This is a genomic window from Alicyclobacillus acidoterrestris, from assembly GCF_022674245.1.
Taxonomy (GTDB): Bacteria; Bacillota; Bacilli; order Alicyclobacillales; family Alicyclobacillaceae; genus Alicyclobacillus; species Alicyclobacillus acidoterrestris.
This window is the reverse complement of the sequence record NZ_CP080467.1, coordinates 3,232,583-3,253,263: the sequence shown is the minus strand read 5'-3', so window position 1 is coordinate 3,253,263 and position 20,681 is coordinate 3,232,583. Positions and strand designations below refer to the sequence as shown.

The following is a 20,681-nucleotide window of genomic DNA, read 5'->3' as shown; positions in this document are numbered from 1 at the left end:
TCGGGTAGGCTGTGTGTATGGAGATTGGATTTAGGTGGGAGGCAGGCTGTTGAGTACCCTGACAAGAGATGAGAGAAGTGGAACCCGTGTCGCGTATGCAAACGCGGTCGTCAACATTCTGTTGGCGGTAGGCAAGGGCGTCGTCGGGATTCTCGCGGGAAGTGAGGCGCTGGTTGCGGACGCGGTCCACTCCGCTGCCGACCTGATTGGTTCCTTGGCGGTGATTATTGGGCTGCGCATCGCCAGAAAGCCGCCGGATGAAGACCATCCATATGGCCACGGCAAAGCGGAACTCATCGCTTCTACCATTGTCGCTGGGTTTCTCGTCGCGGCTGCGGTCGAGGTTGGGTATACGTCTGCCACGTCGCTGTTTCACAGCCCCACTCGTCCGGAGAGCATCGCGGCGTATGCGGCGTTGGCCGCGATGATTGTCAAGGAGTTGTTGTATCACTTTAATATTCGTCTCGGCAGAAGGTTGAAAAGCAAGAGTTTAATTGCCAGTGCCTATGACCATAGATCAGATGTATACTCGTCTTTAGCGGCCTTTATCGGCATCGGGTTGTCGCTTTTAGGACATCACCTACATATTCGATGGCTTTTGTACATGGACTCGGTGGCCGGGATTTTTGTCGCCGTCCTCGTGTTGCGGATGGCAATAGAAATCGCCAAGGATTCGCTGCAGAGTTTGATGGACAGGGTCGTGCTTGAAGAGCAGGACCTTTTGCCCTACCGTCGCGCGGCGGAGGCCGTGGAAGGGGTACGGAGCATCGATGAAATTCGCGTACGGGACCACGGGCAGTATGTCGTCGTCGACTTGGAAATCGGCGTCGACGCCCACATCACAGTGGCGGAGGGACATGACATTGCCGCGGCTGTGCGGTCCCAGATGAGACAGCAGTTTGACGGTATTCTCGACGTGTTCGTCCACGTCAATCCATATTACGGAGAAGAAGAGAGGTAGGACGAACGTGTCAACACAGACCCCGCTTTGGCTGACCGCCGGCGTCCCGGAAGACCTGGCGATGGCAATTGCCAAAGCGTTAGATGTACCTCGACGAGTGGCGCGGTGGTTGGTCGCACGTAGCATTAAGACCCCCGAGGAAGCTCGTCGGTTTCTCTATGCCCGTGAACAGTATTCTGATCCGTTTGATTTCAAAGAGATGCGCCAGGCAGTGGAACGAATTCAGACTGCGCTTGCAGGCGGTGAGCACATCGTGATTGTCGGCGATTATGACGTCGACGGCGTCACGGCCAGCGCGATTTTGGCCAGTGAACTGGAGGCCCAGGGCGCAAACTGGACGTGCCTCATCCCGGAGCGCGTCGCCGATGGCTACGGCTTGAGTGAAGGTTTAGTAGAGCGCGCGGCTGAACAAGGGGCTTGTCTCATCATCACCGTGGACAATGGGATTCGCGCTCACGAGGCCATCGAGTTGGCGCTCGACCTCGGAATTGACGTCATTGTGACAGACCACCACGAACCGGACGACAAGACGCCTTTGCCGATGTGCAGCGCCGTCGTTCACTGGTCGCGCCACGAACGGCCAAACGACAGCATCGTCCTGTCCGGCGCGGGCGTGGCTTGGAAGCTGTGTCAAGCGATTGAACAAGTGTCCCGCCCCAAGGCGAAGCCATCCGATCACGCCGATTGGCTTCTCGGCCTCGCCTCCCTTGGCGCCATCAGCGATATTATGCCGATGCGCGGCGAGAACCGGCGTCTGATTCGGGAGGGGCTTGCGGCTTTGAGCTTGTGTCGCCGACCTGGGTGGTTGGCGTTGTGTGAAAAAGCCCGCGTCAATCTCGACGAACTGACCGCCACCGGGGTGGCATGGCGGATTGCACCACGCATGAACGCCGCTGGCCGGATGGCGAGCGCCATGGTGGCGTTTGATTTGCTCTTGTCCCATAATCGTACGGAGGCCGCGGAGTTGGCCGACGCACTGGAGCAGTTGAACACAACGCGGAAGAAGGTAACGGAGTCGGCAGTCGAGGAGGCCAAGGCGCAAGTTGAGGCCCACTCTCCAGGCGGGCGCCCGTCTGGCATTGTCGTCGCCGGCCCGTGGCCGCTTGGCGTGGTTGGGATTGTGGCGGCAAAATTGGTCGATCACTACAACTGCCCCGCCATCGTTCTCGCGGATGCAGGGGAGCCGGTGCTGCGCGGATCTGGTCGCGCACCGAGTGGATTTTCGCTCCACGACGCGCTGGAGGCGTGCAGTTCATTGCTGCACCACTTTGGTGGACACGACGCGGCAGTTGGATGCGGGGTGTCGCGCACGCAGGTGGAGGCCTTTCGCGAGGCGTTTGCGGCCGTCGTCGAGGCTGCGCCGCACGCAAATGGGGACAGCGAGGACATGGTGGCGGACGATTTTTTGCCGCTGGAGGAAGTGACGCTGGAGACGCTGGAGTGGACGTCGCGATTTGCTCCACACGGGCCGGAAAATGATCCATTGCGTTTCTTCATTGGACCAGCTATTGTCAAGTCCGTCGCATCTTTAGGGGATGGTTCACACCTTCGACTTCGCCTGCAGGAGGGAAAATCGGAGGCGGACGTGGTTTGGTTTCAGGCACCTGATGGCGCCAAATCAGATATTGCGAGCGGCGATTTGGTCGCCGTCGTCGTCGAATTAGAAGAGAATGTGTGGCGCGGCAACCGAAGGATCCAATTGCGCGCCGTGCAAGGATGGCGCCTAAAGGATCCGGTGCTTCGAGACGTCTTCGCCGTTTTCTATCGACACTTGTTGAAAGCGCGGGTTGTCTCGCGAGATGTGTTCGCGACACTGGTTCCAGGTCAGACAGAAGCCAAAGTCGAGGTGATTTTGTCGACTTTTGTGGAGTTAGGGTTTGCCGAGTGTCATAATGGTACGTATCATGTTGTTGAGGCTGCAGGTCCGCGCGATTTGCGCGAGGCACTCTCCTACCAAGCGCATTTGAGAACGCACTTTGTGCCGTTCTTATAAAAGCGAAATCACCCTGTTCGGTTACAGTCACCGCACAGTCATTACGAGGAGCGAACTTGATTGACGATAGACTATCGCAGTTTGATTCGAGACATTCCAGACTTCCCGAAAGAAGGAATTCTGTTTCGGGATATCACTCCATTGTTGGCGGACGGTGAAGCCTACCGTACGGCTATTCGCCAACTCGGGGAGCAGGCAAAGGCTTGGGGCGCAGAGGTCATTGTTGGGCCCGAAGCCCGTGGCTACGTGGTCGGGGCGCCTCTGTCCTATGCCTTAGGCGTTGGTTTTGTACCGGTCCGCAAACGCGGCAAACTACCTGCACAAACCGTGTCGGTGACGTATGATTTGGAGTATGGACGGGATATCCTGGAAATTCATACGGATGCCATTCGCCCTGGCCAAAAAGTCGTCTTGGCAGACGATTTGTTGGCGACGGGCGGCACGATGGCAGCGACCATGGAATTGGTTCGCAAGCTCGGTGGCGAGGTCGTTGGCGCGGCATTTTTCATTGAACTGTCAGCGTTAAACGGACGTTCAAAACTCGATGATATCCCAGTTTGTACACTGGTAAAATATGAAGACTAACTTGCGATGAGGCGAGTGGGGGGGAAAACCGATGTCAGAAACGACGATTGACGCGCTATGTGAAAAACTGAAGACCTATTGTAGCGCAGAAGAGGTGGCGAACGTCCGCAGGGCGTACTTGTTTGCAGAACGGGCGCATGCGGGACAACAGCGGATGTCGGGCGAACCTTATATCACCCACCCACTCGCCGTCGCCTCTATTTTGGCTGACTTGCAGTTGGATGCGCCGGCGGTGATGGCTGCGCTGTTGCACGATGTGGTCGAGGATACGGACGTCACCGACGCCAACCTTGTGGAGACGTTCGGGGCGGAAGTCGCTGCATTGGTCGACGGCGTGACCAAGCTCAAGCGCATTAAATTCGACTCGCGCGAAGAGCAGCAGGCGGAAAACCTGCGGAAAATGTTCATGGCGATGGCCAAGGACATCCGGGTCTTAATTATCAAGTTGGCGGACAGGCTCCACAACATGCGAACCATTCGCTATCAAACGCCGGATACACAGCGGCGGAAAGCGCGCGAGACGCTCGAAATTTTTGCGCCGCTTGCACACCGACTGGGCATCAATACGATAAAGTGGGAACTTGAGGACATTTCGCTTCGCTACCTCAATCCACAGCAGTACTATCGCATTGTCAACTTGATGGCTCGCAAGCGCAAGGAACGTGAACAGTTTATCGACGGTGTGATGGATCTCTTGCGTGAGAAACTCACGGAGATGAATTTGAAGGCGGAGGTCAGCGGGCGCGCCAAGCACATTTACAGCATTTATCGCAAGATGACCACGCAGCATAAGGAATTTAACGAAATATACGACCTCTTCGCCGTTCGGGTCACCGTCGAGAATATCAAGGACTGCTATGGTGTTCTGGGTGTGGTTCACACCATGTGGAAGCCGATGCCGGGGCGCTTTAAAGATTATATTGCGATGCCCAAGGCCAATATGTATCAGAGCCTTCATACGACTGTGATTGGTCCGAACGGCGAACCGCTGGAGATTCAGATTCGCACTTGGGAGATGCACCAGACCGCCGAATACGGGATTGCCGCGCACTGGGTCTACAAGGAGAGCAAGACGTCGCAGCGCGCCGACGGGGATTTTGCGAAGAAGCTCGCCTGGTTCCGCGAAGTGCTTGAGTGGCAGCAGGATTTCCGCGACGCGCAGGAGTTCATGGAGACGCTCAAGATAGACCTCTTTTCTGATCAGGTCTTCGTCTTCACGCCAAAAGGCGACGTGATTGAATTGCCGGCGGGGTCTGTTCCAATCGATTTCGCGTATCGCATTCACACGGCTATCGGGAATCGCTGTATTGGAGCCAAGGTCAATGGGAAGATGGTACCCCTTGATTATCGGTTGCGCACCGGCGACATCGTCGAGGTCGTCACGTCCAAGCACAGTTACGGACCGAGTCGGGACTGGCTCAAGATTGTCCAGTCATCACAGGCCAAAAGTAAAATTCGTCAGTGGTTCAAGCGTGAAAAGCGCGAGGAAAACATCGCGCGTGGGCGAGAACTCATTGAAAAGGAAATCGTTCGCCAGCGCTTAGACCCGAAACAATTGATGAATACGCCATTTTTGACCGAGGCGTTGCACAAGTTCAGCTTCACGAAGGAAGAGGACTTGTTTGCAGCTGTCGGATACGGTGGCATGAGCGCCGCACAAGTCGTCACGCGGTTAGTTGAGGCACACAAGAAGACGTTGGATGAGAAGCCGCTCGATTCTCTGTCGTTGACGTCAAAGACGCAACAAAAACCGAGTGACACGGGCGTGCGCGTAAAAGGCGTGGACAATCTGCTGATTCGTTTCGCTCGCTGCTGCCATCCCGTGCCGGGTGACGAGATTGTTGGTTTTGTCACGCGCGGGCGGGGCGTGTCGGTTCATCGGACCGATTGTCCAAACGTAAAATCGTTGATAGCGGATGGAACGCGTGCGCTGGACGTCGAGTGGGCGACGAACAAGGATTGGTCGTACAATGCTGAAATTGAGGTTACGGCGCTCGACAGAAATGGGCTTGTGAACGAAGTGATGAACGCCATCGCCGAGACCAAGACCGACATTACAGCCGTGAGTGCGCGTGCCGATGCGAAGAAAATCGCGCATATTCACATGAGTGTTCGGATTCGCAATTTAGATCACCTGCGCAGCGTCGTCGAGCGATTGAAGCGGCTTAAGGATATTTACAGCGTCCGAAGAATGGTTCAGTGAGGAGCGTGGAGAATGCGTATTGTCGTGCAGCGCAGTGGTCCAGCGCGGGTTGAAGTGGAGGGCCGGGTGACGGGAGAGATTCACGCCGGGCTCGTCTTACTCGTCGGCGTTGGCCGTGGCGACACAGAGGCCGATGCTGATTACTTGGCGGATAAGGTGGCACATCTGCGGGTATTCCCCGATGACGAGGGGAAAATGGGCCGTGATATCACGGAAGCAGGCGGGCAGATTTTGTCCGTGAGCCAGTTTACGCTCTACGGAGATGTGCGCAAAGGCCGCAGGCCCAGCTATGCTGCGGCAGCAGAGCCGGAAGAGGCCAATCGACTCTATGAGTATTTCAACGAAAAGTTGCGGGCGCTTGGCCTGCATGTCGAAACGGGCGTCTTTCGCGCGATGATGGACGTCCATCTGGTCAACGACGGTCCAGTCACCATTTTGCTCGACAGCGCCAAGCAGTTTTGACCCATTTCGTGTGTTGGTGGGCATGTGAGGAGGCATCTCTGAATGGAAATACGCCGTTTTGTGATGAGTCCACTGAGATCGAACTGCTATGTCGTTTCCGAATCGTTGGAGCGGGGAAGCCCGGCGGTGATTGTCGACCCAGGGGATACGTACCTGGATGAAGTCTTTGCCTATGTCGAGGAACACGGCTTGCGCGTGGTGGCCAACTGGAATACACATGCACATTTCGATCACGTCGTAGGCGTCGATTTGGTGCGTGAGAGGTATCAGTGTCCTTCGTTTGTCCATGTCGACGACGTGGAGATCTGGGAGCGGACGCCGGCCAACACGTTGCGTTGGATTGGCAAGGAAGTGCCACCGCTGCGGGCACCAGATGGGGTGCTTCGCGACGGTGACGAGTTGCAGTTGGGCTCGCTGAAGTTTACGGTCTGGCATACGCCAGGACATTCACCTGGCTGTGTGTGTTTTGTTTCTGACACATTGGCGATAACCGGGGACACGCTGTTTAAAGGAACGGTGGGGCGGACGGATTTGGAGGAGTCCGACCCGCAGGCGATGGAGGACTCGCTGCGCCGGATTCTCGCCTGGGATGATGCACTGCAATTGTATCCAGGTCATGGCGGCGATTCGACCATGCTTGAAGAGCGCGAGAAGAATCGCTTTCTGCGAATTGCGGCTCGCGGCGGAAAATAAACGGTATATGGCTTTGAACTCAATCCGGGTCTTGTGGGTGTGCTTCACTCGCAGGACCCGGATTTTCTGATGGTATGGAATGCACGTACAGCGCTCATGCTACGCGTAGGCAGGAGGCGAATAGACGATGATCAACCACGAAATTCACGCGACACACACGTGTTTTGCATGCGATACCATCATTCCATGGACAGGCGACGTGTTCGGCAATGTCATCCTTGTCCACGGAAATGAAGTGGATGCCACCATTGCGGTGAGTGACCAGAAGGGCGAGTATGTAGAATGCTCTGTTCAACTGCAGTGCCCCGAGTGTGGCGCGGTCAATCAGTTTAAAGTCCTTCACCACAGGTGACTAGCGCACGAGGTCTCCACGCTGGCCGAGCGGGGGAAGTTCCTGGGCTTGCCTGAGGGCACTCGAATATAGTTCGGACAAAGAACTCCATGGCCCCTGTGCCTCGCCCAGCCGTACGTCAAAAGCCTGGCTCGGATCTCCCAACAACTTTGCCCGCATTTGCATCAGGCTCAGTTGCTCCATCAGCTGCCGTACAAAATGTGTGACTTGTAATGGTCCCTCACCAAACATGATGATGATAAACGCATTGCTCTCGATGCGGAACGGCAACGCGTTTTCACGGAGGTTGCAACGAGTGACTTCCGCGAGCACGGCCATCGCTTGCTCCCATTGTTCGATTTCCAAGTGCTCTGTGTTCACGATAGAAACATAAACGAGCGAAACGTCGCCGAAATGGTTCGCGTACGGATGTTGGCAGACTTGTTCGAGTACCGTAACGGGCTCTTCAGCGACCCTGAGTGCACTGAAGAAACTGCGCGTGTAGAATTTCGTCGTTTGGTCCAGGTAGCTGTGTCGTTGGCGAAGTTCGTCCAGATAAGCGGCGTAAATGGTGTCGCCTAAACGCGTGGACAAACGCACGAGCAATCTCCGGTCATCATCCGTGTACAAGTTGGGATGGCTGGATTGCAGTGTAAACATCCCGTAGACCTCTTGTCCCCGCATGAGCGGTACGCGCACGATGCTGCGCACACCCTGTGCACCTAGTTCGTAATCCTCGGGAAATTCGGGTTCACGCAGCAAATCCCCACAAAGCGAAGACGATTTTGTCTTCTGAATAAATGAGAGGCCGCTTTTGGTTGTCGGGATGAGTGTCCCAACGACGCGTGCAGGTATGTCGTCGCGCATCGAAGCTTCGTGGATGGCGCAGTATTGGCCGTCTTCACCCATGAGCTCGATGCTAAACCGGTCGCACGGGATGCGCTCCATGATGCAATCAGGCAGAGTTGTCACCAACTCTCCAAGGCGCGGCCGTTTTTGGACGGCCATTCCCACACGCTCCAGCCACTCGTGTTCAGCTAACTGCAGTGACAACGCATCGTGATCTCGCCACAAAGCATATGCGCCGCGCGGTTGCGGGGATGCTTCGAACGATGTGAGGCGGAATGACGTCGGCGGAACAGGTTTACCGAATAGATAGCCTTGGATTTCATCGCACTTATTGTCGCGGAGGAAGTCGAATTGTTGGACTGTCTCGACACCTTCGGCGACCACGTTTAAATTGAGTGACTTTGCCAACGAGATAATGGCGCCGATGATTGGGTTTTGGTTGACAGCACTTTGAATGCCAGCCGTGAACGACCTATCGATTTTAATCGTTTGGACGGGAAAACGCATTAAGTAACTGAGTGACGAGTAGCCGATGCCAAAGTCATCAATGGCGATACGAACGCCTAGGTTCCGCAGTTCGGTCAGTACATGCACCGCGTTGTCGACATCTTGCATCGCGGTTCGTTCGGTGATTTCCAGTTCGAGCAAGTTGGGATCCATCTTGGTTTCACGTAGGATACGCCGCACGAGATCTGGAAAATCCGGCTGCATAAACTGCCTGCTGGAGACATTGACGCTCATGCGCACGCGATACCCATCCGCAAGCCACCGTGCACCTTGTTCACAGACGGAACGCAGCACATACGCATCGATGGGCAATATCAAATCACTTGCTTCGGCCACCGGAATAAAGTGATGCGGCGGAATTTCTCCGTACTCCGGGTGCCGCCAGCGGCAAAGCGCTTCCGCGCCAATGACCTGCATGGATTTTGCCTGTATTTTTGGTTGATAATAGATCTCCAAGTCGTGATTGTTCAGTGCATTGCGCAACATCGTCTCGACGATGAGCGGGGTCAATGGAAGGTCCGTCTCTGTCGTCGAGTGAACACATACCTGATTTCTCCCTGCGTCTTTCGCGCGCTTCGCGGCTGATTCGGCCATCACGAGCGTGGGCTCCAGCTCACTACCTGACGCGTTCGCAGCAACGCCAATGCTAGCTGTAACGACGATGTCGTGATGCCCCAGGCGATGTGGTTCCGCAATGGCGTGAAGCAATCGCTCTGCGAGTGCAAGCGTACTTTCACCCGGCAAGTTGAAACAAGCCACGACGAATTCGTCTCCGCCGAAACGCCCAATCATGGATTCACTGGGGCAATGTTGCACGATTCTCCGTGCGATTTCCCGAAGAATCTGATCACCCACACCATATGTAAAGTTTTCGTTCACCTGTCGGAATCGATCAAGGTTAATAAACACAATCGACGACGACGATATGTGGGGCATTGGAGTGCCCATAGCTCGTAAGAACTGACTGCGGGAGAGCAGATTGGTCAACGGATCTCGGTTGACCGACGTAAATTCAGAGCTCACGCGTTGCCACCGCCTAATCATGAGGTCGAATGTGAATGTCGAGCGTAAAGATAGGTGACAAAATTGCCGAGAAGAACCACATCTCGTTTTCGACGTTCATTTACTGAAATCCTCTTGATTCGACCTTGATTTGACGAAAAAAAGGACGCAATGCCACGAAGCATTGCGCCATATCGGAGTAAGGGGTCTTGCACACTTCGTATGATGCCACGCGAGCATTGAAATCACCTTGAAATCACTTTCTCGATTTACGACTGTAGAGAACCCTTGGCTCTCGTTGACAATGTGACGAAGGTGATGGGGGAGACGAGACTCGTGATGACCGCCACGAGGATGACGCAGTCCGCAAGTGATGACGAAAGCGCGCCAATTTGTACGCCAATCTGAGCGGCCGCCGCAATCAGGCTCAGCCGCGCAGAGAGCAGGCACCCGCCAGAGAGCGCTTGGCGCCAGCCAAATTGCCTGACGAGTTGCAGTGAAGGAATCAGCTTTACCGCGAAGGCGACGCAGATAAAAATCGGGATCCAAACAAGCGTCGGGCCAGCGGCAAGGGAGCGAAAATCGAAATCCAGGCCGACGGAGATGAAGAATAGCGGTATGAAAAAGCCATAGCCGATGCCGTGGCTGTAGTCGCGAAGTTTTTCCTTGAATGCAAAAGGTAAGGCCGATACCAGCATCCCGACAAGAAAGCTGCCTAAAATCGGTTCGGCGCCAGTGAAGTCCGCTAGTGCTGCGGTTACGGACAGCAATGCGATGCTCGCTCGATGGACGGAGTTGCCGCATATCAATTTCCATTCCGGAGATGTACATCAGGAACAGAAGCCCAAAGTCTGCGAGGTGGTTCAGCCATGCCACTTCGTCATGCGACATATGGACGTGGTTCGATTGCAGAATGATGCCAAACAACAAGTAGCCGACCGTGGACGGGATACGCAGCAGGGGAATGCGGGTGAGCAGCGAACTGAAGGCGAAGGACGCGGCTAGAATCAGCAAAAAGACGAACAGGGTATCATTCACGATGCCACCTCCCGCACCATGGTATGTTGTGCGGGACAGGTCTAGTACTTGTGTAACGTTTCGTAATCCGCTTTTTCTATCGCGTAGAGGTTCACTGGGGTGCCGCGAAATGTGGTCTTGTCTTGTAATTGCATCCCTATCTTTTGCGCCACGTGAATCGAACGCGTATTTTCCGGTTGAATCAAGCTGACCAGTCGGTGCAGCCCCAGTTCGCGAAACGCCAAGTCGCGAAAGAAGCGAGCGGCTTCGGTTCCGATGCCTAAGCCCCAGTAGCGCCTGGATACCCAATAGCCTAGCTCCATTTGTAATTGGCCATCGATTTCTTGAGGAACTAATCCGGCGTGGCCCACTGGCTGTTGCGTGGCTTTGAAGACGGTGACGAGCACGCCTTTGCCCAGTTCAGATTTGGATAGCCAATATGGATAGTTCAGCTTTAAGTCGGTTTTGGAGCGCACTTTTCCAGAGCCGATAAAGCGAATGACTTCAGGGTCTTGCCACAGGCTTAAATAAAATTGAAAGTCTTTCATCTGGTACGGTCGGAAGAACAGCCGCGAGGTTTCTAGCATGTTCGTACACCCACTTTGATCACGGCGAAATCAACGTATACAACTGCTGCAGAATGACGAAACAGGTCACGCCAATGAACAGCGGACGCACGTACTTCGCGCCGCGCCGAATCGCGAATTGCGAACCGATAATGGCACCGATGACCATACCTGCACCGAGTATGATGCCAGCGAGGTAATCGACGGCGTGGACTGTCACAAAGGCGCCTAGTGCGCCGAGATTCGTCCCGAAGTTCAGTGTTCGGGCGTTGCCACTGGCGTTGACAAAGTTAAATCCGAGCAGCACGAAAATCATCATAAAAAAGGAGCCAGTGCCCGGGCCGAAGAAACCGTCGTAAAACCCGACGACGAGCGCAGCCAGACAGGCGAACAGAAAGACAGACCGCGTCAAGGATGTTCGGTTTTCCGTTAAACCCAAGCGCTTGTTCCAGAATGTGTAACCCGCGACCAAGATAAGAAGTATCAGTACGAGCGGGCGCAAGAAGGATGAGGGCAGATGGTGGACCACCACGGCGCCAGTGGCACCGCCGAGCACGGCGAGTGGGAAAGCCACGAGGACGACGCGGTACGTGACTTTGCCTGATCGGAGATAGGATAGGGAGCTGGTCAAAGACCCCATGGTGCCTGCTAGTTTGTTGGTGCCGAGTGCCGCCGCTGGTGGAAATCCGACAAATAGTAGCGCAGGTAGGGAGATGAGGCCACCTCCGCCGACGGTCGAATCGATGAATCCTGACAGAAGGCCCGAGACAGCAAGTATGATATAGATGGTGGCGTGATGTGCGTACAACAAGTTTATCCGGCCCTTCCCTCGTCAAATCCCACCTATTGTAGCGCTCCATACCGAGAATTGACAATCCCCGCGACATGCGTCCATTCGTCTGCCGATAGGGTTGCGTAACATAAAGTATCTTCGCGCAAGGAGGTGCTTTTATGTACGGAGTATTTGGCGGGTATACACAATGGGCAGTTGTCTTCTTGATCATCTTTGTCCTGTTCATCCTGCTGGTTCCTTACGGCGGCTACGCGGGCGGTGCAACCGGCGCGTACTGAGGCACAACCGAGCACTAGCATGACAAGCGATTCGTCGTCATGCAGAGGAAGGGTCACACGCCCACGTGTGGCCCTTTACTCGATGTTCGGATGAATTGATGGATGTGTGCATGGATTTTATCCGCTCAGCCATGCTATTTAGACAATCCGCAATCGACTGGAGCGAGGTGATGGCATGCGTTTGCACAGGGTGTTGCCAATCCTTTTATCGTTAAACTGCGCTTGGATGACGACTGGGTGCGGCGTGAAAGCGCAGCCACACCGAGCGAACGTCACGCGCGCACAGGTGTCGTCGACAGGATATCGAACAGAATATCGCGCAGAAGGCTCCCCGCTTGCGGTGGATACCGCGATACCAGCACCTGTGCGGCTCAGCCAACTGAAGCGGAGCAATACATGGTACAATACGCGTTTTGTCACTTCGCAGGAAGGATACAGATGGGGGTTCCGGAACACGCAGTTTGCCTTACAACACACAGGTGACCGTGGACGCCATTGGGAAGCCGTGTCGTTACCCGCCAACTGGATGTCCTCCGTTGCATCGAACGTGGATAGTGCTACCCCGTTCGTACAAGTCAAGGCACCAGGCGCCCTCTTTGTGCTGTCGCAGAGTGCGCGGCAACTGACGGTACTTGCGAGTGAATCGAAGGCACAGATTTGGTCACAGCACCAGTTTCGTCTACCTGACGACAATTTGCGGATACATAGCGTTAGTATGCTTTCGAATGGCGACGGATGGGTCGTTCTGAGCAATGCGACATCAGGAAAGGTTGCCTTGCTTCTACATATTCAACTCGCGGATGTAGCACGTACGCAGGTTCAACGTGTCGATGGCTCGACGCGGGCACCTGCACTTGGCGGTAGCGTACAAGCGGTTGTTCGGTTCGTCACACCTGAGCAAGGGTGGATTGTCGCGCGATGGCCTGACGGAAAAGTGCGCCAGTTTTCGACGCAGGATGGGGGCGCTAATTGGCGATGCCACGTCGTCGTGAGTCCGCCTTCATTCGCCCACTTCAGATGTGTACAAGTTTACGCGCCGGCTGTTCGGGACGACGGCACCGGGACATTTGTTGCGCGTTACGTTGGGTTTCAATCGGGACACGCCGTGGTGCACACCGCAGTGTTTTGGACAGAGGCTGGTAAGACATCCATGTTTGCTGAACCGGTGGATACCATCGATTTCGCTGTGTCCGATTACTGGGGCACGCCTATCGCCTGGCTGGATGCCGACTCGGGGTTCACCATTCGCGACAGTCGGCTGATTGTCACCCACGACGCAGGCGCGTCGTGGGTTTGGATACCCTCTCGCCAGCTTGAGCGCGCGTTGTCGCAGTTTCCGCGCATTCTCAGCCTTCAATTTGTCTCCCAGACGGACGGGTTTGCGTATTTGCAATCCCGCGACTATCGCCAGACGATTCTTCTCGCCACGACGGACGGGGGGATTACGTGGGCGTTGCGCTCGAACTGACGAGTCGATTTAGCGGCTGCGAACTTGTTGTGTGAGATAGGAAAGCGCCGCTTTTGCAACTTCTTCGCCATGAACAATACAGTCTGGCAGACCCAACCCTCGATAGCCACCACCGGCTACCCAAACACCAGGCAAGCTCGCACGGATATCTTCTTCTAAGTTCGCCCATTGACTCAGGTGACCAACAGGATAGTTTGGCATCGCGTCATTCCAGCGTGTCACTTTGTGGAAAGCAGGTGATGCCGAAAGCCCTACTAATTCACGCACTTCGCGTTGGACGAGTCTAGCCATCTCCACGTCGTCGAGCGACAAATACGCTTGTTGACCGGCGCGACCCACATAACAACGCAGAATGACAAATCGTTCATCTGTCGTATGTGGCCACTTGCTCGATACCCATGTGCTCGCCGTGATCGCGCGGTTTTCCGTTCGGGGGACGAGAAACCCAGACGCATGACTTAAATCGACATCGACACTGTCGGCGGGGTAGCCGAGAATGACCGTAGCGGTCGACACGTATGGTACGTCAAATTGTTTCGATCTCGCCGGTAAATGCACATCGAGCAACCGTTTCATCGCCTTGACGGGTGTGCAGACGAGGACAGCGTCAAATGTTGCAGTGGTGACATCGCCGTTCGTCTCGACTGTCAGCTGGTAGCCTTCTGATGTTTGTTCGAGCTTTGAAATGTGGTGAGATTTTTTGATTGTCACGTTAGGTTCGAGCTCGTCTGCCAAACGCTCGATCACGGTTTCTAATCCACCCTTGACCGTGATAAATGCACTGCGGCCATTTTGATTTGCGGGTGCGGCTTTTGGGCGCATGCTGCGCGCTCCGATAATGAGACTTCTGTACTCGTCTGCAAGCTGACCAAACTGTGGCCATGTCGCCTGTAGGCTGAGCTCGTCGATATTTCCCGCGTAAATGCCTGCAAGCAGTGGTTCGGCCAGTCCGTCTACCCATTCGTCGCCGAGTCGAGTGCGCAAGAAGTGGCCCAAGGAAACGTCTTTTGACAGGTCTGTGCGGGGGAGTAACAGGTCGAACAGCGTGCGGAATTTGCCCTGGGCGGAGAGTACATCGGATTCCATGAACGTAGAAATATCCCGTGGAATCGCCATATGCGTGCCACGCGGCATAGACCGGAGCTTACCGTCTTTCACGATATAGGTGTGCGTGGACGCCGGGTTTTGTTCGACCACCTCGGAAGCCAGTCCCAGCTCGCGCAACAAGTTGATGCCTGCAGGCTTTCTCGCCAAAATGGAATCGGGACCACCTTCGAGGGTGAGCCGCCCATCCCGATAAGTTATCACCTTGCCGCCAATGCGGTCACTTGCCTCGTACACGGTGATTTCCACGTTTTGTTCCTGCAATCTTGCATCTTTACATAGGCGGCGGGCTGCAGTGAGTCCCGTAATACCAGCGCCGATGACGGCGACGCGATAGGTCATTTACTCCACGTCTCCTTGCTGTTCGCACTTTCTAATTGCATTTCGAAGTGCTCGCAAAAATTCTGGATCATCGTTCATCTGGCGCGTGCGCACAAGATGAATACCGAGTTCTTTTGCCACCTGCTTCGCTTCAATATCGATGTCGTACAAAACCTCGAGATGGTCGGCCACAAACCCCTGTGAGCACGAGACCACTTCCTTCACACCTTGTTCCTTGAGGCTTCGCAGGACGTCGAGAATATCTGGACCGAGCCAAGGTTCGCCGGTTTGCCCCGCACTTTGCCAGGCGAATTGATAATGATTCAACTGCAAGCGGCGCGCGACCTCTTCGCCAGATTCGTGAAGTTGACGAACATATGGGTCGTCCGTCTGGAGAATTCGCTCCGGCAGGCTGTGGGCAGAAAATACGACCACCGCGTCTTTTGGATTGGCGCACAAATGGAGCGCTTCGCCCACGCGAGCGGTCAACACGTCGAGAAATGCTGGTTCCATGTGCCACTGGTGGACAAAGCGGAATTTCGGACCACCCAGCTTCTTCGCCGTCTCAAGCGCTGTTTTTTCGTAAGCCCCGACACTCATTTTCGAATAGTGGGGTGCCAGCACGATGCCGACGGCTTCTGTGATGCCGTCTTGATACATTTGTTCGACGGCGTCCTCGATAAATGGCGCGATATGTTTCATCCCCTGGTAGAGCGATACGTCTCGCCCACCGTCTGCGTGGAGAAGTTGTTCAAGGCCGCGCACCTGTGCCTGTGTAATTTCAGTCAGTGGGGAAACGCCGCCAATGGCTTCGTAACGTCTAATTAAATCCGCCAGCTGTTCGTCTGATGGTGCGCGACCGTGTCGAATGTGTGTGTAGTAAGGAAGCACTTCCTCCAAATTGTGCGGCGTACCGTATGCCATGACAAGCACTCCAAGTGGCGTCGTCATCGGCTAGCCCTCCTCGTCAGTCCATGGTCAGTAGATGTACATTCGGTCAACAACCGTCTCTAAATCTAGGAGCCTTGGCCAGTCGCATGCCAGGGCATGATTGGTTACACGCCGCGATTGACGTCAAATTCGTGCACGACGTCGACCAGGTATTTTAACGCCGCGATGTCCGTGGTCGGTTTGACACCATGACCCAGGTTGAAGATAAAACCGGGGTCCTTCGTGCCCTGCTGTAAAATATCGATTGCGCGTCGCTTCATTTCGGCGGCAGGTGCGAACAGCATGGCAGGGTCAAAATTGCCTTGCAGAGCCACATCTGATCCGACACGTTGGCGCGCGTTCGCGAGGGGGACACGCCAGTCGACGCCAATCACATTGGCACCTGTGGTCGCGAATTCCCCAAGTAATTCTCCAGTGTTGACACCGAAGTAAATTAAGGGCACACCGAGCGGTTGTAACCCTGCGAAGATGCGTTGCATCGTCGGCTTTACATACTGGACAAAATCACTTGGCGCCAGGCTGCCTACCCAGGAATCGAACACTTGCAGCGCTTGTGCGCCTGCCTGGACCTGCTCTCCGGCATAGCGGATGACCATATCTGCCAGCTTGTCCATCAACTTTTGCCACAATTCCGGACGGGCGACCATCATCTGCTTGGTCTTGAGGTAATCGCGCGAAGGCCCCCCCTCAATCATGTAGCTGGCGAGCGTAAACGGGCCGCCAACAAAGCCGATCAGCGGCACAGTTAACTCGCTGGCGAGTCGTTCGATTGTCTGCAGGACGTGCGGAAGTTTTTCTTTCGCGTCAAATACTTCTAGCCGCTCCACGTCGCGTTCGTGTCGAATGGGCGTTGCAATAATGGGCCCGACATGTTCACGGATTTCAAAAGGTAGGCCCATGGCACCGACCGGAATCATGATGTCGGAAAATAAAATCGCAGCATCGACGCCCAATTTTTCAACGGGCATCTTGGTGACCTCCACGCAGACTTCCGGATGCTCGCAGATTTCCACTAAACTGTAACGCTCGCGAATCGCCCGGTAATCGGCGTCGTAACGCCCAGCCTGGCGCATGAACCAGACAGGGACTGTGGCCGTTTTTTCTCGTCGGCAGGCGCGTAAAAATGTGTCGTTGAACAAAGGTAACGAACTCCAATCCAGTAAACTTGACGCAACTTGTCGATTCCTGTAAAGCTATCCTCTCCTGTTATACCGACCTCGCGGGCCGCTTGCAAATCAAAACACCTATCTCTTGGACAATTTTCACGTGACGTTCGCCAAACTGTCATTTGCTTGTGAACGGGGGTATAATGTAGGAGAATGATCCGACAAGGAGGTTTGGCTCATGAGTTTGGAACTGGATTTCTATCAGATGATGATTCAACCGATGCGAGATGAGTTGACGCAAATCGGTTTTCGCGAACTCCGCAGTGCTGAAGAAGTAGACGAAGTCATGGCGCAAAAAGAGGGTACGACACTGTTTGTCGTGAACTCTGTGTGCGGCTGTGCAGGGGGTATCGCGCGTCCGGGTGTCGCGCTCGCGCTGGAGAACAGCAAGCTGCCGGATAGGCTCGTGACGGTCTTCGCGGGTCAGGATAAAGAGGCGACGGAACGCGCTCGTTCGTTCTTCACGAACATGCCGCCATCGTCCCCGTCGATGTTTCTGTTCAAGGATGGAGAATTGGTTGGTGTTCTGCACCGCAGTGACATCGAAGGTTCGACAGCTGAAGCTGTGGCTGCCAAGCTCACCGCCTTGTTTGACGAATATTGCAGCGTGAAGTCCCACTGATCTATCTTTCGCGGTTGATTTTGTGGTCAACCAGGGCGTGCAGGCAGACTGGGGAAGCCTCGTCGTCGGCACGATAACCTTAGCGAGTCGAGCGGATTTGCTCGGCTCGTTTTCGTGTGTTTTTTGTTTGGAATGATTTCTGCCATGGTGACGTTGCTCGGTGATGACTGTGTTACACTATCCCCAAAACCAGTGAGGAGAATTGCCTTGGGAGACTTCAACGATTGGCGTTCTGCGGACGACGTATTTCCTGGTATTCGCAATATTTTTTGCGTGGGGCGCAACTATCGCGAACACGCGAATGAACTGAACAACGCTGTGCCGACTGAGCCGATGATTTTTGCAAAGCCGACACATTCGCTGTCTGCTGCAACAGGGGTTGTGACATTGCCGGCGGATCGGACGTCAATTCACTACGAATTGGAGATTGTCCTGTATATCGCACAACCTGTGACAGCGTCTTCGACTGCGCGCGACGTGGTCGGGGCAGTCGCGCTTGGGTTGGATTTGACGGATCGGGATGCCCAGGACAAGTTGAAGGCGAAAGGCCACCCATGGGAATTGGCCAAAGGGTTTGTCGGATCAGCTGTCGTCAGCGACTTTTATCAATTTGACGACTTTTCGCAGGTAAGGGACGCCACATTCCAATTTGAGTTGAACGGCGCAATCGTGCAAACAGGACATCCGACCGATATGGTGTTCGACTTTGACACACTGATTCAGCACGTGCACCATCACTTTGGCCTGACACAAGGCGATATTTTATTTACTGGAACCCCAGCTGGGGTGGGACCGCTCCGTGACGGAGACACAGGTCGATTCTATATGAACGGACAGACCTGGGCAGATTTTAAGGTACGGCACAATGTGGCCGGGAAGGGGGATTGAGGTGCCTCGATCACATGCGATGGACGCCTATCTCGAAGCAATTTACGTATTGAATGCGGAAGGTGAAACCGTCCTTGCGTCAAAAGTGGCGGATTATCTAAACGTGTCGCGCCCCACGGTATCGCAGACGCTGCAACGCATGAATGCGGCGGGTTACGTGACGACTGGGGACGGCAAGGAAGTCGTTTTGACGGAATCTGGGTTGGCTCGAGCAGAGGAGATTGTTCGCCGACACAGACTGTTGGAGCGGTGGTTGACAGATCAGCTGGGCCTGGATTGGGCGGATGCCCACGTCGAGGCGGGTCGGTTAGAAAACAGTTTATCTCCGCTGGTCGAAGAACGACTTGCGGAATTGTTGGGAAATCCGACGACGTGTCCACACGGTAATGTCATCCCTGGCACGGGCTATATCCAGCCGACAGGGGTTCCATTGTCGGAGGTCCAAGCGGGTACGACCGTGGAAGTGATTCGTATTGTGGAACTCGCGGAGGAAGATCTCGATTTGCTGCGCTATCTCGATAAGACGGGGTTTGTACCCGGCGAGCGTTTGCGGGTTGTGGAGCAAAATCGATTTCAAGCGGGTATTCCTGTCGAAGTGCGAGGCGAAGTCATCTCGCTGGATGAAAACGTGGCCCTGCGAATTCTGGTTCGCGAGGTTGAAGCATAAAAACTGCCGAAACGCCCACCTTAATCACTGAGAATGAGAGAGAGGTGGGCGTTTGCATGCGACGACACATGCGATCCCTATGGTGGGTCCAACGGACACTCCTTTTGTGCACGGCCTTTGCCGGGATGCTGGGGCTTTTGTTCGGGCGAGCGAACGTCGTTGCCGCACAGACGCCTTCGTCAACTGGCCCGTACGTGAACGCGAAGGCCGCCATTGTCTATGACGCAACGACCAAGCAAGTGCTCTACGATAAACGCGCGGATGAGCCAATGTATCCGGCGAGTACGACGAAGCTGATGACGGCTATTTTGCTCGTCCAGCATCTGCAGCCAAATGATCCTATCTATATCGGCACGGAAGCAGCGCATCAACCAAAGGTCCGCTTAGGGGTGAAGCCCGGCACGGAAATTCCGGCGGACGATGCGCTCAAGGCGCTGTTGATGAAAAGCGCCAACGACGTGGCGTATGGGATTGCTGAGACCGTGGGCGGATCGCAAGAAGGGTTTGCACGCATGATGAACGTTCAGGCGCGGCTCTTGGGATGCACGCACACGCGTTTCGTCACGCCGAACGGTTTGCATGCAGATGCCCATGAAACGTCCGCGAAAGATGTGGCGTTGATTTTGGCGGAAGCGATTAAATATCCACGGATTGTCGAGGCGATGCAGACGACAAATCACATGGTTGACGGCAAATCTGTGCGCAACACGAACCGACTGCTCTACAGCCAGGCCACGTCGATTGGGGAGTACATCGGCGGCAAGACAGGCTACACCGCGAAGGCGATGTACTGCCTCGCCACAGCTGTCAAACAACATGGTCACGTCCGCATTAGCGTCGTTCTCGGCGCACCACGCAAAAACTATATGTACCGCGAGACCGTGCGTCTTTTGTCTTGGTCGAATCGACGATTCCCTGGCACATCTGAGTCTGACACGACCGATGGCGATACCGATCTGCGAGAAACTCCCTCTGGAAACACGCCGTCCGGAGAAGCGCCAACTGAATCAAGCGCTTGGTCTGTCGACAAATATGAATTGCCTGTTGCCAAGTGACGCGATGCGCGCGTCAGCAAGCGACAAGAGCGCTGAAACAGGGTTACTGGCCGGCCGTGTGCCCGGTTTGTAACCCTGTTTCGCATGATGGGTGATTCAGCGGTTACCCCATTGAATGTGGTCGTACGCCACTGTGCAACCGGCAGTTGTCCGCGTGCGCAAGTTGACAAGCCGTGCTGGCATAACTTGTATCAACGCG

The 20,681-nt window shown here is 54.9% G+C and carries 19 protein-coding genes and 1 pseudogene; 12 read left to right on the top strand and 8 right to left on the bottom strand.

Translation table 11 applies throughout. The annotated features are described in order from the left end of the window. The first annotated feature begins 49 nt into the window (after positions 1 to 49). The 7 genes from K1I37_RS16030 to K1I37_RS16000 all read left to right on the top strand — a co-directional run bounded on the left by K1I37_RS16030 (position 50) and on the right by K1I37_RS16000 (position 7,249). Positions 50 to 961, top strand: a complete 912-nt coding sequence (locus K1I37_RS16030; RefSeq protein WP_021295053.1) for a cation diffusion facilitator family transporter — start codon at positions 50 to 52, stop codon at positions 959 to 961. Positions 962 to 968: 7 nt separating this feature from the next. Continuing rightward, on the top strand, positions 969 to 2,954 hold the full coding sequence (recJ, locus tag K1I37_RS16025) for a single-stranded-DNA-specific exonuclease RecJ (protein ID WP_021295054.1): 1,986 nt from the start codon (positions 969 to 971) through the stop codon (positions 2,952 to 2,954). Between the two features lie 66 nt (positions 2,955 to 3,020). After that, positions 3,021 to 3,539, top strand: a complete 519-nt coding sequence (locus K1I37_RS16020; protein WP_031217814.1) for an adenine phosphoribosyltransferase — start codon at positions 3,021 to 3,023, stop codon at positions 3,537 to 3,539. 31 nt (positions 3,540 to 3,570) lie between these two features. Then, positions 3,571 to 5,742, top strand: coding sequence for a RelA/SpoT family protein (locus tag K1I37_RS16015; protein WP_021295056.1), 2,172 nt, complete (start codon positions 3,571 to 3,573; stop codon positions 5,740 to 5,742). 12 nt (positions 5,743 to 5,754) lie between these two features. Continuing rightward, a complete protein-coding gene (dtd, locus tag K1I37_RS16010; protein WP_021295057.1) occupies positions 5,755 to 6,204 on the top strand; it encodes a D-aminoacyl-tRNA deacylase in 450 nt (149 codons plus the stop codon). Between the two features lie 42 nt (positions 6,205 to 6,246). Next, positions 6,247 to 6,897 carry an MBL fold metallo-hydrolase gene (locus K1I37_RS16005; RefSeq protein ID WP_021295058.1) on the top strand — a complete coding sequence of 217 codons (651 nt, stop codon included), beginning with the start codon at positions 6,247 to 6,249 and terminating at the stop codon, positions 6,895 to 6,897. A gap of 127 nt (positions 6,898 to 7,024) precedes the next feature. Next, entirely contained in the window at positions 7,025 to 7,249 is a 225-nt protein-coding gene (locus K1I37_RS16000) for a hypothetical protein (RefSeq protein ID WP_021295059.1), read from the top strand. On the opposite strand, the gene K1I37_RS15995 is transcribed toward K1I37_RS16000, so the two are convergent. The 5 genes and pseudogenes from K1I37_RS15995 to K1I37_RS15975 form a co-directional block, all read right to left on the bottom strand. Continuing rightward, a complete protein-coding gene (locus tag K1I37_RS15995) occupies positions 7,250 to 9,607 on the bottom strand; it encodes an EAL domain-containing protein (RefSeq protein WP_021295060.1) in 2,358 nt (785 codons plus the stop codon). Between the two features lie 248 nt (positions 9,608 to 9,855). Beyond that, complete coding sequence (locus K1I37_RS15990) at positions 9,856 to 10,356, bottom strand: cation:proton antiporter (RefSeq protein ID WP_021295061.1); 501 nt, start codon at positions 10,354 to 10,356, stop codon at positions 9,856 to 9,858. Between the two features lie 79 nt (positions 10,357 to 10,435). Further along, positions 10,436 to 10,624, bottom strand: a pseudogene (locus K1I37_RS21995) (hypothetical protein); the annotation flags it as partial. Positions 10,625 to 10,665: 41 nt separating this feature from the next. Next, positions 10,666 to 11,190: a GNAT family N-acetyltransferase gene (locus K1I37_RS15980; protein WP_021295063.1), complete on the bottom strand. Its 525-nt coding sequence runs from the start codon at positions 11,188 to 11,190 to the stop codon at positions 10,666 to 10,668. A gap of 19 nt (positions 11,191 to 11,209) precedes the next feature. After that, on the bottom strand, positions 11,210 to 11,980 hold the full coding sequence (locus K1I37_RS15975; RefSeq protein ID WP_021295064.1) for a TSUP family transporter: 771 nt from the start codon (positions 11,978 to 11,980) through the stop codon (positions 11,210 to 11,212). A gap of 435 nt (positions 11,981 to 12,415) precedes the next feature. On the opposite strand from K1I37_RS15975, the gene K1I37_RS15970 reads away from it, so the two are divergent. Further along, on the top strand, positions 12,416 to 13,708 hold the full coding sequence (locus K1I37_RS15970; RefSeq protein WP_021295066.1) for a beta propeller repeat protein: 1,293 nt from the start codon (positions 12,416 to 12,418) through the stop codon (positions 13,706 to 13,708). A gap of 9 nt (positions 13,709 to 13,717) precedes the next feature. On the opposite strand, the gene hemG is transcribed toward K1I37_RS15970, so the two are convergent. The 3 genes from hemG to hemE form a co-directional block, all read right to left on the bottom strand. After that, positions 13,718 to 15,154, bottom strand: a complete 1,437-nt coding sequence (gene hemG / locus K1I37_RS15965; protein WP_021295067.1) for a protoporphyrinogen oxidase — start codon at positions 15,152 to 15,154, stop codon at positions 13,718 to 13,720. Next, positions 15,155 to 16,084 carry a ferrochelatase gene (gene hemH / locus K1I37_RS15960; RefSeq protein WP_021295068.1) on the bottom strand — a complete coding sequence of 310 codons (930 nt, stop codon included), beginning with the start codon at positions 16,082 to 16,084 and terminating at the stop codon, positions 15,155 to 15,157. 104 nt (positions 16,085 to 16,188) lie between these two features. Further along, a complete protein-coding gene (gene hemE / locus K1I37_RS15955; protein WP_021295069.1) occupies positions 16,189 to 17,223 on the bottom strand; it encodes a uroporphyrinogen decarboxylase in 1,035 nt (344 codons plus the stop codon). Positions 17,224 to 17,428: 205 nt separating this feature from the next. Between hemE and K1I37_RS15950 the strand changes: the two genes are divergently transcribed. From K1I37_RS15950 to K1I37_RS15935, 4 genes are all read left to right on the top strand, one after another. Continuing rightward, a complete protein-coding gene (locus K1I37_RS15950; protein WP_021295070.1) occupies positions 17,429 to 17,872 on the top strand; it encodes a BrxA/BrxB family bacilliredoxin in 444 nt (147 codons plus the stop codon). 207 nt (positions 17,873 to 18,079) lie between these two features. Beyond that, on the top strand, positions 18,080 to 18,760 hold the full coding sequence (locus K1I37_RS15945; protein WP_021295071.1) for a fumarylacetoacetate hydrolase family protein: 681 nt from the start codon (positions 18,080 to 18,082) through the stop codon (positions 18,758 to 18,760). Between the two features lies 1 nt (position 18,761). Next, entirely contained in the window at positions 18,762 to 19,427 is a 666-nt protein-coding gene (locus K1I37_RS15940) for a metal-dependent transcriptional regulator (protein WP_021295072.1), read from the top strand. Positions 19,428 to 19,483: 56 nt separating this feature from the next. After that, complete coding sequence (locus K1I37_RS15935; protein ID WP_021295073.1) at positions 19,484 to 20,482, top strand: D-alanyl-D-alanine carboxypeptidase family protein; 999 nt, start codon at positions 19,484 to 19,486, stop codon at positions 20,480 to 20,482. Positions 20,483 to 20,681 lie beyond the last annotated feature (199 nt).

Excerpts from the sequence above, each read along its gene's own strand:
- K1I37_RS15950 (WP_021295070.1), top strand. The coding sequence starts at position 17,429 with ATGAGTTTGGAACTGGATTTCTATCAGATGATGATTCAACCGATGCGA.
- K1I37_RS15970 (WP_021295066.1), top strand. The coding sequence starts at position 12,416 with ATGCGTTTGCACAGGGTGTTGCCAATCCTTTTATCGTTAAACTGCGCT.
- hemH (WP_021295068.1), bottom strand. The coding sequence starts at position 16,084 with ATGACGACGCCACTTGGAGTGCTTGTCATGGCATACGGTACGCCGCAC.
- hemG (WP_021295067.1), bottom strand. The coding sequence starts at position 15,154 with ATGACCTATCGCGTCGCCGTCATCGGCGCTGGTATTACGGGACTCACT.
- K1I37_RS15980 (WP_021295063.1), bottom strand. The coding sequence starts at position 11,190 with ATGCTAGAAACCTCGCGGCTGTTCTTCCGACCGTACCAGATGAAAGAC.
- dtd (WP_021295057.1), top strand. The coding sequence starts at position 5,755 with ATGCGTATTGTCGTGCAGCGCAGTGGTCCAGCGCGGGTTGAAGTGGAG.
- K1I37_RS15935 (WP_021295073.1), top strand. The coding sequence starts at position 19,484 with ATGCGACGACACATGCGATCCCTATGGTGGGTCCAACGGACACTCCTT.
- K1I37_RS16015 (WP_021295056.1), top strand. The coding sequence starts at position 3,571 with ATGTCAGAAACGACGATTGACGCGCTATGTGAAAAACTGAAGACCTAT.
- K1I37_RS16000 (WP_021295059.1), top strand. The coding sequence starts at position 7,025 with ATGATCAACCACGAAATTCACGCGACACACACGTGTTTTGCATGCGAT.
- K1I37_RS16005 (WP_021295058.1), top strand. The coding sequence starts at position 6,247 with ATGGAAATACGCCGTTTTGTGATGAGTCCACTGAGATCGAACTGCTAT.